This window comes from Streptomyces piniterrae, assembly GCF_005048155.1.
Lineage (GTDB): Bacteria > Actinomycetota > Actinomycetes > Streptomycetales > Streptomycetaceae > Streptomyces > Streptomyces piniterrae.
On the sequence record NZ_SUMB01000007.1, the window covers coordinates 17,174 to 33,501 of the forward strand.

At 70.6% G+C, this 16,328-nt stretch carries 14 protein-coding genes; 4 read left to right on the forward strand and 10 right to left on the reverse strand.

What is annotated here, in order from left to right:
• The first annotated feature begins 85 nt into the window (after positions 1-85).
• Positions 86-3,295: an efflux RND transporter permease subunit gene (locus tag FCH28_RS20505; RefSeq protein WP_136741534.1), complete on the forward strand. Its 3,210-nt coding sequence runs from the start codon at positions 86-88 to the stop codon at positions 3,293-3,295.
• A gap of 25 nt (positions 3,296-3,320) precedes the next feature.
• Here the strand turns inward: FCH28_RS20505 and FCH28_RS20510 are convergent, their stop codons facing one another.
• The 3 genes from FCH28_RS20510 to FCH28_RS20520 form a co-directional block, all read right to left on the reverse strand.
• The gene (locus FCH28_RS20510; protein ID WP_136741535.1) at positions 3,321-3,614 is read right to left on the reverse strand and encodes a hypothetical protein; all 294 of its coding nucleotides are present in this window, start codon (positions 3,612-3,614) and stop codon (positions 3,321-3,323) included.
• Between the two features lie 218 nt (positions 3,615-3,832).
• On the reverse strand, positions 3,833-4,036 hold the full coding sequence (locus FCH28_RS20515) for a DUF397 domain-containing protein (RefSeq protein WP_136741536.1): 204 nt from the start codon (positions 4,034-4,036) through the stop codon (positions 3,833-3,835).
• On the reverse strand, positions 4,015-4,860 hold the full coding sequence (locus FCH28_RS20520) for a helix-turn-helix domain-containing protein (protein ID WP_136741537.1): 846 nt from the start codon (positions 4,858-4,860) through the stop codon (positions 4,015-4,017). Before FCH28_RS20520 ends, FCH28_RS20515 begins: the two co-directional genes overlap by 22 nt.
• Positions 4,861-5,038: 178 nt before the next feature.
• Here FCH28_RS20520 and FCH28_RS20525 point away from each other — a divergent pair, with 178 nt between their 5' ends.
• A complete protein-coding gene (locus FCH28_RS20525; protein ID WP_136741538.1) occupies positions 5,039-5,296 on the forward strand; it encodes a hypothetical protein in 258 nt (85 codons plus the stop codon).
• A gap of 305 nt (positions 5,297-5,601) precedes the next feature.
• Here the strand turns inward: FCH28_RS20525 and FCH28_RS20535 are convergent, their stop codons facing one another.
• The 4 genes from FCH28_RS20535 to nadA form a co-directional block, all read right to left on the reverse strand.
• Complete coding sequence (locus tag FCH28_RS20535; protein ID WP_246103053.1) at positions 5,602-6,585, reverse strand: urea transporter; 984 nt, start codon at positions 6,583-6,585, stop codon at positions 5,602-5,604.
• Between the two features lie 16 nt (positions 6,586-6,601).
• Positions 6,602-7,171: a hypothetical protein gene (locus FCH28_RS20540; protein WP_136741539.1), complete on the reverse strand. Its 570-nt coding sequence runs from the start codon at positions 7,169-7,171 to the stop codon at positions 6,602-6,604.
• Entirely contained in the window at positions 7,168-9,510 is a 2,343-nt protein-coding gene (locus FCH28_RS20545; protein WP_136741540.1) for a type III PLP-dependent enzyme domain-containing protein, read from the reverse strand. Before FCH28_RS20545 ends, FCH28_RS20540 begins: the two co-directional genes overlap by 4 nt.
• 169 nt (positions 9,511-9,679) lie before the next feature.
• Positions 9,680-10,879 (reverse strand): quinolinate synthase NadA, encoded by a 1,200-nt coding sequence (nadA, locus tag FCH28_RS20550; protein WP_136741541.1) that lies wholly within the window; start codon positions 10,877-10,879, stop codon positions 9,680-9,682.
• A 260-nt stretch (positions 10,880-11,139) separates the two neighbouring features.
• Between nadA and erpA the strand changes: the two genes are divergently transcribed.
• Positions 11,140-11,493: an iron-sulfur cluster insertion protein ErpA gene (erpA, locus tag FCH28_RS20555; protein WP_006606077.1), complete on the forward strand. Its 354-nt coding sequence runs from the start codon at positions 11,140-11,142 to the stop codon at positions 11,491-11,493.
• Between the two features lie 81 nt (positions 11,494-11,574).
• Here erpA and FCH28_RS20560 read toward each other — a convergent pair whose 3' ends face one another.
• On the reverse strand, positions 11,575-13,110 hold the full coding sequence (locus FCH28_RS20560) for a flagellar basal body-associated FliL family protein (RefSeq protein ID WP_136741542.1): 1,536 nt from the start codon (positions 13,108-13,110) through the stop codon (positions 11,575-11,577).
• 248 nt (positions 13,111-13,358) lie between these two features.
• Entirely contained in the window at positions 13,359-13,574 is a 216-nt protein-coding gene (locus FCH28_RS20565; protein WP_136741543.1) for a hypothetical protein, read from the reverse strand.
• 141 nt (positions 13,575-13,715) lie between these two features.
• Between FCH28_RS20565 and FCH28_RS20570 the strand changes: the two genes are divergently transcribed.
• The gene (locus FCH28_RS20570) at positions 13,716-14,690 is read left to right on the forward strand and encodes a carbohydrate kinase family protein (protein ID WP_136741544.1); all 975 of its coding nucleotides are present in this window, start codon (positions 13,716-13,718) and stop codon (positions 14,688-14,690) included.
• Positions 14,691-14,754: 64 nt separating this feature from the next.
• Here the strand turns inward: FCH28_RS20570 and FCH28_RS20575 are convergent, their stop codons facing one another.
• Positions 14,755-16,164, reverse strand: coding sequence for a cysteine desulfurase/sulfurtransferase TusA family protein (locus FCH28_RS20575; RefSeq protein ID WP_136741545.1), 1,410 nt, complete (start codon positions 16,162-16,164; stop codon positions 14,755-14,757).
• Positions 16,165-16,328 lie beyond the last annotated feature (164 nt).

Below are 16,328 nucleotides of genomic sequence, written 5' to 3' on the forward strand. Positions count from 1 at the left end.
ACCGGCCGGGACATGGCCGAGGGTTTAGGTGGGCCCCAAGAGGCCCCGCCGCCGTTTTCGGAACAGAAGAAGAGAGACCCCACCCATGTCCTGGCTGTCCCGGCTCAGCCTCGTACAACGGGGCCTGATAGCGCTGATATCGATCGTCGCGGTCGCCTTCGGCGCCATCGCGATCCCTCAGCTCAAGCAGCAGCTCCTGCCGTCCATCGAACTCCCCATGGTGTCCGTGCTGGCGCCGTATCAGGGCGCCTCGCCCGATGTCGTCGAGAAGCAGGTGATCGAGCCGCTGGAGGACGGAGTCCAGGCGGTCGACGGCATCAAGAGCGTCACCTCGACGTCGAGCGAGGGCTCGGGCGTCATCATGGCGCAGTTCGACTACGGCAACGACTCCAAGCGCCTGGTCGCCGATGTCCAGCAGGCCGTGAACCGCGCCCGCGCGAAGCTGCCCAAGGACGTCGATCCGCAGGTCGTGGCCGGCTCGACGGACGACATCCCCACCGTCGTCCTCGCCGTCTCCAACGCCGACAAGGACCAGCAGACCCTCGCCGACCAGTTGGACCGCAGCGTCGTCCCGGACCTGAAGAACATCGACGGCGTGGGCCAGGTCACCGTGGACGGCGTCCAGGACCGGATCGTCGCGGTCACCCCCGACGACAAGAAGCTCGCCGCCGCCGGGCTGACCTCGCAGGCGCTCGGACAGGCACTGGAGGCCGGCGGTACGTCGGTCCCCGCGGGTTCCTTCGCGGAGCGGGGCAAGAGCCGGACCGTCCAGGTCGGGGCGGGGTTCAGCTCCGTACAGCAGATCAAGGACCTGAGGATCGCGCCGACCCCGGGAGCGGGTTCCGGAGCGGGCGGCTCCGCGGCCGGTGCGGGTGCGGCGGGCGGCCCGTCCGCCGAGCCGGTCCGCCTCGCCGACGTCGCCACCGTCAAGGAGGAGCCGGCCACCCCGACCTCCATCACCCGCACCAACGGCAAGCCCAGCCTCGCCGTCATGGTGACGATGGACCAGGACGGCAGCGCCGTCTCCATCTCCGACGCGGTCAAGGACAAGCTCACCAAGATCCGCCAGGACCTGGGCAAGGGCACCGAGGTCACGGTCGTCTCCGACCAGGGCCCGGCCGTCTCCAAGTCGATCGACTCGCTGACCACCGAGGGCCTGCTCGGTCTGGTGATGGCGGTCATCGTCATCCTGGTCTTCCTGCTCAGCCTCCGCTCGACCCTCGTGACCGCCGTCTCCATCCCCCTCTCGGTGGTCATCACGCTGATCGTCCTGTGGACCCAGGACCTCTCCCTCAACATGCTCACCCTCGGCGCGCTGACCATCGCGATCGGCCGCGTCGTCGACGACTCGATCGTCGTCCTGGAGAACATCAAACGGCACCTGGGCTACGGCGAGGAGCGCCGCGAGGCCATCCTCTCCGCGGTCAAGGAGGTCTCCGGAGCGATCACCTCCTCCACCCTCACCACGGTCGCGGTGTTCCTCCCGATCGGCGTGGTCGGCGGCATGGTGGGCGCCCTCTTCGGCTCCTTCTCGATCACGGTCACGGTCGCCCTGCTGGCCTCCCTGATCGTCTCCCTGACCGTCGTCCCGGTCCTCTCCTACTGGTTCCTGCGCGCCCCGAAGATCCCCGAGGGCACGACCGCGGACGAGCTCCGCCGCAAGGCCGAGGAAAAGGAGACGAAGAGCCCCCTCCAGCGCCTCTATGTCCCGGTCCTCCGCTTCGCCACCCGCCGCAGGTTCACCAGCCTGGTCATCGCCGTCGTCATCCTCGTCGGCACCTTCGCCATGGGCCCGCTGCTGAAGACCAACTTCTTCGACCAGGGCGACCAGGACACCCTCACCGTCAAGCAGGAACTCAAGGCCGGCACCAGCCTGGGCGCCGCCGACGAGCAGGCCAAGAGGGTCGAGAAGCTGCTCGCCGGCAACGACGACATCGCGGACTACCAGGTCACCGTCGGCTCCTCCGGCTTCATGGCGGCCTTCGGCGGCGGCACGGGCGCCAACCAGGCCACCTACCAGCTCAAGCTCAAGGACTCCGCCGACTCCGCCAAGGTCACCGACGACCTGCGGGACGACCTCGACAAGCTCGGCCGGAGCATCGGCGACACCACCGTCACCGCGGGCGGCGGCGGCTTCGGCAACCAGGACCTCAGCGTGGTCGTCAAGGCCGGCGACGCCGACGTCCTCAAGAAGGCCAGCGAGCAGGTCCGTAAGACGGTGGCCGGACTCGACGACGTCACCGACGTCCAGAGCGACCTCGCGCAGAGCGTGCCCCGGATCTCCGTCACGCCCAACGCCAAGGCGGCCGCGGCCGGCTACAACCAGGCCACCCTCGGCGGCGCCGTCGCCCAGGCCGTCCGCGGCACCACCAGCGGCACGGCCATCCTGGACGACACCGAGCGCGACATCGTCATCAAGTCGGCCCACCCGGCCACCACCGAGGCCCAGTTGAAGGCACTGGCCATCCCGACCCCGGCAGGACCGGTCGAACTGGGCGAGATCGCCACGGTCAAGACCGTTCCCGGACCGGTCCAGATGACCCGTATCGACGGCGCCCGCTCGGCGACGATCACCGCCAAGCCGACCGCCGACAACACCGGCGCGGTCAGCACCAAGCTGCAGAGCGAGATCAAGGCCCTGAAGCTGCCGGAGGGCGCCACCGCGGAGATCGGCGGCGTCTCCCAGGACCAGACCGAGGCCTTCTCCTCGCTCGGCCTGGCCATGCTCGCCGCGATCGCCATCGTCTTCATGCTCCTGGTGGCGACGTTCAAGTCCCTGATCCAGCCGCTGATCCTGCTCGTCTCGATCCCCTTCGCGGCGACCGGAGCGGTCGGTCTGCTGCTCGCCACCGGCACCCCGCTGGGCGTCCCGGCGATGATCGGCATGCTGATGCTGATCGGCATCGTGGTCACCAACGCCATCGTCCTGATCGACCTCATCAACCAGTACCGGTCGCAGGGTTACGGCGTCGTCGAAGCGGTCATCGAGGGCGGCCGGCACCGCCTCCGCCCCATCCTGATGACGGCCCTGGCCACGATCATGGCGCTGCTCCCGATGGCCCTGTCCATCACCGGAGACAGCGGCTTCATCTCCCAGCCGCTCGCGGTGGTCGTGATCGGCGGTCTGATCACCTCCACCCTCCTCACCCTTCTCCTCGTCCCGACGCTCTACGCGATGATCGAACTCCGCAAGGAACGCCGTACGAAGAAGAAGGCCGCGAAGCGGGCGAAGAAGGCGGGTGTTTCCGCACCCGTCGAGGACGCCGACCGCACGCCGGAGCCGGCGGGGGTGTGACCCAACACCCGTCCGGAGTACGGAATCAGCCCGTCCCAGCCACTCGCTGGGACGGGCTGACCTGCAGCGATGCCTCCGTGAAGAAGTACGGTCCCGGCCGCCGGGGCTTCTTCCGCGCCGAGGGCTCCTCGGGACGTACCGGCCCCCTGCCGAGCCGCAACTCGCCGATGCGGGCGGTGCCGTGGTGCGATGCGGGGACGCGCGGGAGCCCCTGCTCCCGCAGCGCCTGTAGAACGTCGTCGGCCGACCACCCGAAGACATCGACGCCCAGGAAGCCGACCGGCCAGGCGTCATCGGTGGCGGACTGCCACCTGCTCACCCACACACAGTCGAGAAGCGCGCCTTCATGGGCCGACAACCCGACCGAGCCACCCGGAATCGGGAACCCGAGCGCCCATTGCGTCCGGCAGACCCAACTGCTCGTCACCCCGCCGTGCGGCTCCATCAGCCGACGGATCTCCTGCTCGGACAGCCCGAACGGGAGGTCCGGCCAGGGCCGTTGCAGCCGGGCCCCGAAGCCGGGTACGAGGTCGATGGTCAGCGTTCCGCCTTGAGGGCGGTGACGAAGTCCGTCCAGGCGGCGGCGGGTATGAGGAGCGCCGGGCCGTGGGGGTTCTTGCTGTCGCGTACGGGGACGACGCCGGGGAAGTCGTCGGAGACCTCGACGCAGTCGGCCCCGTCGCTGTTGCTGTAACTGCTCTTGCGCCAAGTGGCGTTGCTCAGTTCGGCCCTGATGCGCATTGCTCGTACCCCTTAATCGCTTTCCGGATCATGTCCGCAGAGTCCCTCGGCGACAGAGCGTACGCTCGCAACTCGTCGTACCCCCTCCAGCGCTGGTTCACATCTGCCGGATCTTCCATGAGGTGGCCGCTGACGCGGAATTCGTCATACGCCACGACCTTTCCGCCCGGAAGCCTCATGAGCAGCGTCGGGCCATCCATCAGGTGGTGTGCACCATGGTCGAACGGGAGCACCTGAACTTTGGTGGACGGCGTATCGGCCAGCGACAACAGCGCTTTCAGCTGCTCGCACATGACCTGGGGACCGCCGACATGCCGCCGGAGGACCGCCTCGTCCAGGATTGCCCAGTGGCGCGGAGGCGCGGCGGAACGCAGTCGCGCTTGGCGGCCGAGCCGAGCCTGTACACGTTCCTCGACCAGTTCCGGTGTTACCCCGTGAGGCACGCTCAGTACGGCGCGTGCGTATGCCTCGGTCTGTAGCAGCCCAGGCACGATGTGCGTCGCCCAGGCTTCGATCACGTCCGCCTGCGCCTCGAAGTCCATAAGCCGACGGAAGTAGTCCGGAACGGTCTCCTTCTTGGCCAGTTGGTACAGCCCGTAAAAGTGCTTGTCCGTGCCGAAGGCCGCATCGAGCGCGGCCGGGAGGTCCGGCGGCGGCATCAGCTCCGCCTTCTCAATGCGCCCGAGAGTGCTCTTGCTGGAGTTCAGGATGTCCGCCAGCGCCGCGAGCGACAGCTTCGCGCGCTCCCGATGGCGACGTTGCTCCGAGCCGAAGTAGTGGCGGGCGGAGATGTACGGGTTCAGGTCCTGCGGGGTGAACTTCATGCGACTCGGCTCTCTGTCGTCCCATGCCCAACTCTGGGACGAGAAGCCCCTGTTGAGGCCACATCCCACAGGGCAACGATGGCGATACACACAGTAATCGCCGCCACTGACAACGTGCGAGACCCCCGCGACCAATGCCGGGTCCGGGGGCGCGGCCAACCTGACGGAGAAGGTCGACATGCTCCAACTTACCGCGAAACTCGTCGAGTTACTGCTGCGCCTCGTCATGCCCGCCTCCGGGCGCCACCGCGCCCACCTCGCCCCGCCCGCGCCCCGCCACCGGCAGGTACCGCCGCTGCCCCGATACCGCCGACGTCCCGAAGTCCCGCTCCCCGGCGAGGCGTCCGAGCTGATCCGGCCGTACGCCCTCACGCCGGAGGAATTCCGCGAGCGGCGGACGCAGTACGCGCAGTACGTGAAGGCGGGCGCCCGATGATGCGGGACGACGAGGACGGCACGCCGCTGCGGCTGCTGCCCTGGACCACGCAGGACGGCGCGCCGTGCTACCTCAGTACGGACGACGTCGACAGCCGGCTCTCGCTGCTGGCCGACGACCTGGAGGACGAACTCCTGGCCGGAGCCGAACGCCTGCTGGCCCATGTCAGCCCACAACTCGCCGCCCCGGACGCGGACTCGGAGGAACTGCGCCGTAGCGCCGTGTGGCTCATCATCGGGCTGCGCGACGCGCTGCGGATCGCCAACAGCCGAGGCGCCCGGCTGCCGGTACCCGCCGCTGTCTCGTCAGACAGCGCGCCGGATCCGGGAGAAGGAGGGGACCGAGGCGAGGAACAGCCAGGTGGTGACGATGAAGGGCCAGGTGAGGGTGCGTCCGCCGAAGGGTGTGAAGTAGGCGTTCAGGGCGGCGGTCAGCACGGTGCTGGTGGCCACGCCCGCCAGGGTGTAGAGCGTGCTCGACACCGTTCCGGTCAGGAAGATGGTGCCCAGTGCGATGGCCACCAGGACCCCGTTGTAGCCGTAGACGCCCGCGGCGACCGCACCCGGCGGGGCACCGAGTGCCCAGGCCACGAGCACCGCGACGGCGCTGCCCAGGGTGGCGGCGAGCCCCGGACGGAGCCCGGCGACGAACAGCGCCATCAGCATGATCACGCCGACATGCCAGTGGGCCGAGAGTCCGACCTGGGAGATGTTGGTGAAGAACCCCTGCCACAGGTCGGTCCACGAGTAATGGACGTCGGCGGTGGCCCTGACGGGCAGCGCGGCGGGGCTCCCGCCGTGCCAGACCCGCGTGAAGGCGGGGGCGGCGATCACCACCACTCCGCAGACGATGCAGAACGGCGCGGTCAGCACCGGAATACTCCACGGCGCCAGCAGTGCGGACAGTGCCGCGAAGAGCAGCACGCAGAGGACGGCACCGCCGACGGCCAGCAGGTAGGTGGAGGGGTGGTGGCCCAGGAAGATGAGTAAGGCGATGCCGATCAGGCAGCCGCTGAACCCTTGCAGCCCGATGTCGATGCTGCTCTTGTCGACGCCCAGGGCGTACGCCGTCGTGGTGGAGACCACGGTGCCGAGCAGCGCGAAGACACCCGTCTGCCAGCTGTCCACGAAGAGCGCGAGCAGGATGAGGCCGCCCGCCCATACGTTCGCCTGGAGGCTGAGCTGGGCGAAGCCGCGGGCCAACTGCGCCATGAGGCGGACCGGGCCGGGCGGGGCGGCGGCCTCCGGGGCGTCCGGTGCCCCCATGTCCGAGGTCTCCGAAGTGGTCATGGGGTCTCCGAAGTGGTCATGGCCCGCCGTGGGAGGGGGCCTGCGCGGCCGGGTCGAACTGCCACGGCCCGTCTTCCTCGCGCAGGGCGAGGACACGGCCGCTCGCCAGGTGCACCCCCGCGCCTGCGAACCAGCGGGCTTCACTGGGGTCCCACCAGCGATTCCCGACCCGGAGCACCTCGTGGTGCACCACCGTCCGGCCGATCCACGCGTCGCTGGCCTGCGCCTCGTTCCAGCTGGCCCGCCAGTGCGCGGGAGCCAGCGGCGCCGTCAGCACCGCGGCGCGGCCGCGTGAGTGGGCGATGGCTTCCCGCGTGAGCAACGAAGCCGCCACGTCGGCATGGACCCCGCAGTCGCCTCTCAACTCGTCCTGGTGTGCCAGCTCGCACCAGTGCGCCGGCCACCGCATGGGCCCCCACCGGATGAGCGCGGGAACGGCGGCGAGGGCGGCGCCCATGTCCGTGTACTGCGTGAGCCGGGCGAACACGCCGTGCCTGACCGCGTGGCAGCACGCCTTCCCGTGACTGGCCATACGGGACAGCCCGATCCCGTCGAACTGCTTCAGCTCCGCGACCAGGCCCGTCATGACTCCCCCAGTTCCCGCGGCGCGGTCCCGCGCCCGAACTCGTAGGCCATCGAGGTGTCGTACGCGCCGCACATGCCGAACGCGAGGTGGTCGCCCTCCCGGACGTCGTCCAGGTCGAGGCGCCATGCGAGGACATCGTGCTCCATGCAGGATCTGCCCAGAATCCTGCTCCGGCCGGGACGCAGCGGTACCCAGGCCGATCCGTCGAACCGGGCCACCGGGTGCAGCCGGTACGGCCCCTCGGGCATGTCGCCCTCGCCCGCGTCGACGACGATCTCGCAGTTCGAGCCGGTTTCCCGGCGCACCAGGACCTGTGTCACGACGGCGGCCGTCGGCTGGGTGAGGAGCTTGCCCGGCTCCAGCACCAGCAGCGGATCGGCCTCGCGTGCCGCGGCGGGGCCGTGCGCGAGCACATACTCCAGCGACGGACGCAGCCCCGTCATGTCGTCGACGTGCCACCCGCCGCCGACGTCCAGCACGGCCGGGGGCTGACCGAGCTGATCCGCCAGCGGATCGGCGGCTCTCAGCGCTGCCGCGCATTCGCGCTGCCAGCGCGGCGCGCCCAGGTTGCTCTGGGCGAAGTGGAAGTGCAGCCCCCACCGGGCGCCGAGCCGCCGGGCCAGCGTGCCGAGCAGCCGAGCCGCCTCGGCCATGACCTCGCGCTCGTGCAGCGGGATGCCGAATCGGCTGCTGAGGGCGACGGGGGCGACGCGGATCCCGATGACCTCGGCCGTCAGCCGGAAGCCGTCGTCCAGCAGTGTGTGGAGTCTGCGCAGTTCCGCCACGGAGTCGGCGAAGAAGGCCCAGCAGCGCACGCGGTCGGTGGCCGGCCACCACTTCGCGGGCCCGTTGAGGATCGCGCGGTCGGCCGACAGACCGAGGCCGTCGGCCACATCGAGCTCGGCCAGGCTGATCGCCTCGGCGACCATGCCCAGCCGTGCGGCCTCACGCAGCACCGCGGGCTGGGGGCACGTCTTGATGCTGTGCGCGAGCAGCACCCTGCCGAGCCCTTCGACCTGCCGCTGCAGGGCGTGGACCTGCTCGGTGAACAGGGGGAGGAGGAGATGCCGACGGGGCGTGGCCCCGCGTCCGGGAGGTTCGAGCAGATCCTCGAACCCTCCTGCCTGCGCCGCTGTCGCCGGACGGCCGTCGACCGACTCCTCGGCCACCACATTGCGTTCGTCCGGAAGCAGCCCTCGCCGGCCCAGCGAGGCCATCCCCGAGGGATGTTTGTCCGCCACACGGGACAACCCGCCGGCAGACCAGGTGAACGGGGTGATGCCCAGAGACGGGTGGACCGGGATCTCCTCGACCACACGGGTGAAGCCGGGGGCCAGGGGCCTGCCCCGGTCGGCGGCACGCCCCGCGACCAGGGCCGCGGGCAGGTTGGCGCCGCACACCGAAGCACCGTGGATCCAGGCGGGCAGGCGCGGGTTGACCTCCATGAGCGTGAGTTCGCCGTTCCAGCCGCGGATCAGTTCCAGCTCGCCGCCGCCGCTCCACAGGCTGTCGGCGACGAGAGCCGTCAGCCGGTCATGCAGCTCTCCGTCCAGTTCCGCGACTTCGGCGGCCCATGTCTTGCCCTCGCCCGTGACCATCGCCTTGGTGATGAACACCGCGTCGAGGAGCCGGCCGTCCAGGGCGCAGAACGCGATGCTGCACTCCTGGCCGGCGACATGTGCCTCCAGATGCCATCCGCCGCCCCACGTCTGCTCCAGCCGGGTTCCCAGGGCCAGCGCGTCCTGGGCGCTGAAAGCCTGAAAGGCGTCGTGGTGCTCGCCCTTCACCCATACGCCGTGCGGAGACCGGCGGATGAATCGTTCGACGGCCTGCCAGCTGGTGTCGGTCTCGTACTCCGCGGAGCGGACGCCGAGCCGTGCGGCGGCATCGACGGGAGGCTTGCACACCAGGTCAAGCGCGGTCTTCGAAGGGGCCAGAACCCGGTCGTGGGCACCCATCTCCGTCGCGAGCAGCCGGACTTCCAGGTCCAGGCAGGGAATCAGCACCGCGTCGTCGGGCTCCAGAAGGCGCTCGATCTGCTCGGTCCAGGTGGCGAGGTGCATACGGCTCCACGGCGGCAGGCACACCAGGTCGTCGAGGACGTCCGAGTGCAGCCCCGAACTGTCCGGCGAGTAGTCCACGCCGACGAGCCGGAGATCGGGCCAGGCGAGCCGCAGGGAGCGTGCCACGCTCAGGCCGGACGACGGGTTCGGGCCGCTGTGCATACCGCTGATGAAGACCGTGCCGATGGTGGCCGCAGGCCCCTTCGACGCCTCAGGTCTCGTGCCATCCCGGCTTACGTCCACCAACTCGCGGAGAGTACGTGCTCGGAGCCCCATGCCGACATCATCAGCAGATGTCTCCCCCGGGGGCACCCGGTGGCATCCGGCAGGGTGAGAGGACGCCCCGGCTCACCGCCGCGGCGCCCGCCCATGAACGACGGCGGGGCGCCCCGGTGAAAGGGCGCCCCGCCGTCATATCGGCCTGTCTACGGCAACACCGGCCCGCCTACGGCAGCGCCAGCATCCGCTCCAGCGCCAGCTTCGCGAAGCTCTCGGTCTCCTTGTCGACCTCGATGCGGTTGACGACCTTGCCGGCCGCCAGCGACTCCAGCGTCCACACCAGGTGGGGGAGGTCGATGCGGTTCATCGTCGAGCAGAAGCAGACCGTCTTGTCGAGGAAGACGATCTCCTTGTCCTCAGCGGCGAAACGGTTGGCCAGGCGGCGGACCAGGTTCAGCTCGGTGCCGATCGCCCACTTCGAGCCGGCCGGCGCGGCCTCCAGGGCCTTGATGATGTACTCCGTCGAGCCGACGTAGTCCGCCGCCGCCACGACCTCGTGCTTGCACTCGGGGTGGACGAGGACGTTCACGCCGGGGATGCGGGCGCGGACGTCGTTGACCGAGTCGAGCGAGAAGCGGCCGTGGACGGAGCAGTGGCCGCGCCACAGGATCATCTTCGCCGCGCGCAGCTCCTCGGCGGTCAGACCGCCGTTCGGCTTGTGCGGGTTGTAGACGACACAGTCGTCCAGGGACATGCCCATGTCCCGTACGGCGGTGTTGCGGCCCAGGTGCTGGTCGGGCAGGAAGAGCACCTTTGTTGAATTGGGCTCGCCCTGCTCGAAGGCCCAGTCCAGCGCCCGCTTCGCGTTGGAGGAGGTGCAGATCGTGCCGCCGTGCTTGCCCGTGAACGCCTTGATGTCGGCCGAGGAGTTCATGTACGAGACGGGCACGACCTGCTCGGCTATGCCCGCCTCCGTCAGCACGTCCCAGCACTCGGCGACCTGCTCGGCGGTCGCCATGTCGGCCATCGAGCAGCCGGCGGCCAGGTCGGGGAGGATGACCCGCTGGTCGTCGCCGGTGAGGATGTCCGCCGACTCGGCCATGAAGTGCACACCGCAGAAGACGATGTACTCGGCGTCCGGCCGGGCGGCCGCGTCGCGCGCGAGCTTGAACGAGTCGCCGGTCACATCGGCGAACTCGATCACCTCGTCGCGCTGGTAGTGGTGCCCCAGGACGAAGACCTTGTCCCCGAGCTTCGCCTTGGCCGCGCGGGCACGCTCGACGAGGTCGGGGTCCGACGGGGCCGGCAGATCGCCGGGGCACTCCACGCCGCGCTCGCTCTTGGGGTCGGCCTCGCGGCCGAGGAGGAGCAGGGCCAGCGGGGTCGGCTGGACGTCCAGGGGCTGGGCGGTGGTCACGACACGCACCCTCTCTTTTCTGCAGACAGCCTTCTCGTCTATTTGACGCTATCTATCATAACCTGCTTCACGTCAGTTTGACGATGGCCATACTGTCGATGTGACGCATCCGAACCCGCCGCATAAGCAGTCGACTACGGTCGACTAACGGGCATCGTGCGCGGGTGTGCGAGCATGAAGAGAGAAGTTGCGCCCAAGCCGGAATTAATCCGGGGCCCCGTGGGTTGCCACCGAGGGCAAGCGGTCCGTACAACCCGGGAGAGATGTAGATGAGCGTTCAGGACGAGACCACCGTCAGCGACGGCATCATCCTGTCCGACGCGGCCGCGTCGAAGGTCAAGAGCCTGCTGGAGCAGGAGGGCCGGGACGACCTCGCGCTGCGGGTGGCCGTTCAGCCCGGTGGCTGCTCCGGTCTGCGCTACCAGCTCTTCTTCGACGAGCGGTCGCTCGACGGCGATGTCGTGAAGGACTTCGACGGTGTCAAGGTCGTCACCGACCGGATGAGCGCCCCCTACCTCGGCGGTGCCTCCATCGACTTCGTCGACACCATCGAGAAGCAGGGCTTCACGATCGACAACCCGAACGCCACCGGCTCCTGCGCCTGCGGCGACTCCTTCAGCTAAGCGGCGAAGCGGGTACGAACAGCCGAAGGCGGCGCTCCCCACCGACCGGGGAACGCCGCCTTCGTCGTACCGCCGCCCTCGCTACTGCTTGGGCACGGCACGGCCCGTCGACGCGTCGATCACCTTGCGGCCGTCCAGCGGCTTCTCCAGCGTCACCGTCTTCGTGAACTCCTTGGCGATCTTGACGCAGATCTGGCCGGGCTTCTTGTCCTTGCCGACCACCTTCGTCCGCACCGAGCCGCCCGACTCCTCGGCGCTCACCGAGTACGTGCTGCACACGCCGCCCCAGAAGTGCAGCGTCAGCGTCTTGCCGTCCCCGCCGACGGAGTACTCCTCCAGCGCCATCGCCCCGGGCTTCCCGGACGGCTTCTGCGGCCGCGCCGGGCTCTGCGACGTACCGCCGTCGTCCCGGTGCGCCAGATACTTCGGGTTCACCGCCGGGTGCGCCACCGTCGACGTCGCGTCGGGGCCGTCGCCGGCGCCCGGCTGCCGCACCGTGTAGAGCCAGGACGGCACCAGCGCCGGCCCGCCGTTCACGTACTGCACCGCGAGCCCGAAGACCGCACCGGTCACCTCGGCCGGCTTCTGCGCCCTGGTCGGCGACGGCTCGCACGGGGCGATCCCGCCATCGCCGCTCTTCGCGGTGTGCGGTGCCTCACAACCCGGCCGGTTCGCGCCGCCGCCGCGCGAGTTCAGCCGGTCCAGCGTCTTGTCCGCGCCCAGCACCGGATACGTGGCGCCCTTGACCGGATCCGCCAACTGGCCGCTGCCGCCGACCACCTGACCGTCCGAGCCGACCTGCAGATCGCTCTGCCAGCCGTACGTCGGCAGCCCGCCGAGCACCGGATCCGCGGTGACGATCCGCACCGCGCCGGACAGCCCGCTCGCGTCGAGCTTCGCGTCCTGCTGGCCGAGCGCCTTCAGCACCGGCCGCACCGCCTGCTTGGCCTTCTCCGGCGACACCGCGCCCTTGCCGCTGCCGTCGTCCTCGGTCGAGGCGTCCCCGCCGCCCCGGTACGACGGACAGCCGGGCCGGCTCGACGACACGGGTACGTCATCACCCGCGCCGGCCTTGGGGGAGCTGGGCAGTGCGCAGTTCGTCCCGCCCGGGGTGCCGTACTGCGAGTACGTCCACGATCCGGAGCCGGTCTTGCTCACCTGGAGCACCGGATGGCGGGCATCCTGCGTCACCCCGCCGACCTTCCAGGTATTGCCCTCCGAACGCACCTTTCCGGCCACATCCAGGGCCTTCGCGAGCCGTTCCACCGACGCCTGGCTGATCTGCCCCTTCGGCCGGTACACCGGCGCGGACTTTGGGCCGCCGGGCAGCTTCTTCACCGCGCGGTACTTCGCACCCTGCGGATTGGGCTCACCGGCCGCGATCCCGCCACCGGCGTACCCGTCGAGGGCGAGCGGCGGCGGATCGCCCTGGGCCGCGGCATGGGTGCCGGAATCCCCGCCGCCGGACGCGGACGAGGCCCAGTACGCCGCGCCGCCCCCGGCGAGCAGCACCGCCGCGGCCATCGAGGCGACGATCACAGGGGTGCGCCGCCTCCGCTCCGCGGGGTGCGCACCGGCGGGGGTGTCGGGGGTGTCCGGTGTGTCCTCGGTGTTCACCGCATCGCTCCTTCGGCTCCGCTGGACAGCTGACGTGCCATCCTCCGTGGGGGTGGACGTCGGTGTGACGGAGCGGGGGCGCGCGCGGTTCCCGGTGGGCGCCGGCAAGTCGCCCGCGGCGCCGTACGGGTGGCGTACGGACGCCATGCGGATGACGTGCGGCGCCGCGGACGCGACACCGGCCATCGGCCGACGGGGTTGTCGATCAGCAGCCCCGTCGGCCGATGGCCGGCTGTGGGTCGGTCGCCTCAGTCGCCGTAGTCGGACATCCCGTCGACGAGTTCCGCGGACTTGTCGGGGACCTTGATGCCATGCAGATCGGACGCCCGGCCCGGTGGCGGTGCGTCGTGCCGCCGGCCCTTCCAGCGTGGTGCCATCCGCGCGCAGTCCCCGCGCAGCTGGTCGAGCGACTCCGGGTCGGTGGCGGCGTCGTCGGGAGTGACGCCTTTCACATGCTTGGTCATACGACGAACCGTACGCATCTCACGGCCTGAGGAGAAAGACCTACTATTGGGTAAATTCGCCAGGTAGGAGGGGCCGGGCCGACCGGGTAGCGTAAGTCCACGTCCGACAGCCCTTACGCCTCCCGCAGGAGCAGACCCGTCGTGCGTATCGCAGTCACCGGCTCCATCGCCACCGACCACCTGATGACCTTCCCCGGCCGCTTCGCCGACCAGCTGGTCGCCGACCAGCTGCACACGGTCTCGCTCTCCTTCCTGGTCGACGGCCTCGACATCCGGCGGGGCGGCGTCGCCCCCAACATCTGCTACGGCATGGGCCTGCTCGGCCTGCGCCCGATCCTGGTCGGCGCCGCCGGCACCGACTTCGCCGAATACCGCGCCTGGCTCGACCGGCACGGCGTCGACACCGCCTCCGTCCGGATCTCCGAGGTCCTGCACACCGCGCGCTTCGTGTGCACCACGGACAGCGACCACAACCAGATCGCGTCCTTCTACACCGGCGCCATGAGCGAGGCCCGCCAGATCGAGCTGCAGCCGGTCGCCGACCGGGTCAGCGGCCTGGACCTGGTGCTGATCGGCGCGGACGACCCCGAGGCGATGATCCGGCACACCGAGGAGTGCCGCTCGCGCGGCATCCCGTTCGCCGCCGACCCCTCGCAGCAGCTCGCGCGCATGGAGGGCGACGACATCCGCGTCCTGATCGAGGGCGCCGAGTACCTCTTCACCAATGAGTACGAAAAGGCCCTGATCGAGTCCAAGACCGGCTGGACCGGCGACGAGATCCTGGCCAAGGTCGGCACCCGCGTCACCACCCTCGGCGCCCAGGGCGTCCGCATCGAGCGGCTCGGCGAGTCCGCCGTCGAGGTCGGCGTCCCGGAGGAGGAGGCCAAGGTCGACCCCACCGGCGTCGGCGACGCCTTCCGCGCCGGCTTCCTGGCCGGCCGCGCCTGGGAGCTGGGCCTGGAGCGCTCCGCCCAGCTCGGCTGCATGCTCGCCACCCTCGTCATCGAGACCCTGGGCACCCAGGAGTACGAGCTGCGCCGCGGCCACTTCATGGACCGCTTCACCAAGGCGTACGGCGACGTGGCCGCCGACGAGGTCCGCGCGCACCTGGCGTGACATGAATCGGGCGGGACGGGCGGGGGCGCGTGGAGCGTTCCCGCCCGTGTGCGTTGTCCGCCGCCTACGCCCGCCGCCGCACCACATACGCCGTGCCGCCCGTGGTCGGGTGCTCGCCCACGTACTCCTGGTCGCGCATCGTGCACCACGCCGGGATGTCCTGGCGCGCCGCCTCGTCGTCGGACAGCACCGTCACCGTGTCGCCGAGCGGCACCTCGCCGATCACCTTCGCCAGTTCGATGACCGGGATCGGGCAGCGCTTGCCGAGCGTGTCGAGGACCAGTCCGGACCCGTCCTCCGGGGTCCGCGCCCCGGCCGGTGCCTCGGGCGCCGCCGTCGGCACGCCCAACCGGTCCCGTACCGACCGCACCGCCTCCGGCAGCACCTCCAGGAACCGGTCCACGTCCGCCTCGGGCGTCCCGTACGGGAGCGAGACCCGGACGTTTCCCTCGGACAGCACACCCATCGCGCGCAGCACATGGCTCGGCGTCAGCGTGCTGGACGTACAGGACGATCCGGACGACACCGAGAAGCCCAGCCGGTCGAGTTCGTGCAGCAGTGCCTCTCCGTCGACGTAGAGGCAGGAGAAGGTGACGAGGTGCGGGAGGCGGTGGACGGGCGCGCCGACCACCTCCACGTCCGGGACCAGTTCCGGAACCCGGCCCCGGATCCGGTCCACCAGGCCCCGCAGCCGGGCCGCTTCGTCCGGGCCGGTCTCCGCCGTCGCGCGCAGCGCCCGCAGGGACGCGGCGGCGGCCACGATGGCCGGGAGGTTCTGGAAGCCGGGGCTGCGGCCCGACTCCCGCTCGTCCTTGGGTCCCTGGGGCGAGAACCGGGTGCCCTTACGGACCGCCAGCAGCCCCACTCCGGGCGGGCCGCCCCACTTATGGGCGCTCGCCGCCGTCACCGACCAGGCGCCGGGCACCGGGCCCCAGGGCAGCGTCTGGGCCGCGTCCACCAGCAGGGGCACACCCGCCTCCTGGCACAGTTCGGCCACCTCCTCGACCGGCTGCTCGGTCCCCACCTCGTGATTGGCGGACTGCAGGCAGACCAGCGCGGTGTCCGGACGCAGCGCGGTGGCGACGTCCCCGGCCGCCACCCGGCCCGTACGGTCCACCGGGATCTCGGTCAGCGTGCCGCCGGCCGCCTCATGGACCTCGGCGGCGTGCAGCACCGAGGAGTGCTCGACGGCGGAGTGCACCAGCTGCCGGCCGACACGCCGACGGGCCGCGAGCACGGCGAAGAGCCCGGAATGTACGGCCTGCGTCCCCGAAGGGGTGAAAACCAGCTCGTCCGGGCGGCAGCCCACGGCCTCCGCCGCGGCTTCCCTGGCGGCGTCCAGCAGCAGCCGGGCCCGCCGCCCCTCGCGGTACAGCCGGGCCGGGTCGGCCCAGCCCTCGTCGAGGGAGGCGAGCAGCGCCTCCCGGGCCACGGGGTGCAGCGGAGCGGAGGATGCGGCGTCGAAGTAGGGCACGTACGAGACGTTAGTCCGCCGGCCGGCGTCAGGGCCCCTCCGACCCGGGACCGCCGCAGCGCCCCGGGTCCTGGCGGCCGCCGGGCATGCCGTCAGATGCCTGGTGGGAGCGGGGAATCGGGGGTCCGGGCGGCCTCCCGCACAAGCCCCGGCCACCCCATCGG

Bases quoted from the DNA above. Each gene is read 5' to 3' on its own strand.
- FCH28_RS20545 (WP_136741540.1), bottom strand. From the start codon at position 9,510: ATGGGGCTCCGAGCACGTACTCTCCGCGAGTTGGTGGACGTAAGCCGG.
- FCH28_RS20505 (WP_136741534.1), top strand. From the start codon at position 86: ATGTCCTGGCTGTCCCGGCTCAGCCTCGTACAACGGGGCCTGATAGCG.
- FCH28_RS20535 (WP_246103053.1), bottom strand. From the start codon at position 6,585: ATGACCACTTCGGAGACCTCGGACATGGGGGCACCGGACGCCCCGGAG.
- FCH28_RS20520 (WP_136741537.1), bottom strand. From the start codon at position 4,860: ATGAAGTTCACCCCGCAGGACCTGAACCCGTACATCTCCGCCCGCCAC.
- erpA (WP_006606077.1), top strand. From the start codon at position 11,140: ATGAGCGTTCAGGACGAGACCACCGTCAGCGACGGCATCATCCTGTCC.
- FCH28_RS20540 (WP_136741539.1), bottom strand. From the start codon at position 7,171: ATGACGGGCCTGGTCGCGGAGCTGAAGCAGTTCGACGGGATCGGGCTG.
- FCH28_RS20525 (WP_136741538.1), top strand. From the start codon at position 5,039: ATGCTCCAACTTACCGCGAAACTCGTCGAGTTACTGCTGCGCCTCGTC.
- FCH28_RS20515 (WP_136741536.1), bottom strand. From the start codon at position 4,036: ATGCGCATCAGGGCCGAACTGAGCAACGCCACTTGGCGCAAGAGCAGT.
- FCH28_RS20565 (WP_136741543.1), bottom strand. From the start codon at position 13,574: ATGACCAAGCATGTGAAAGGCGTCACTCCCGACGACGCCGCCACCGAC.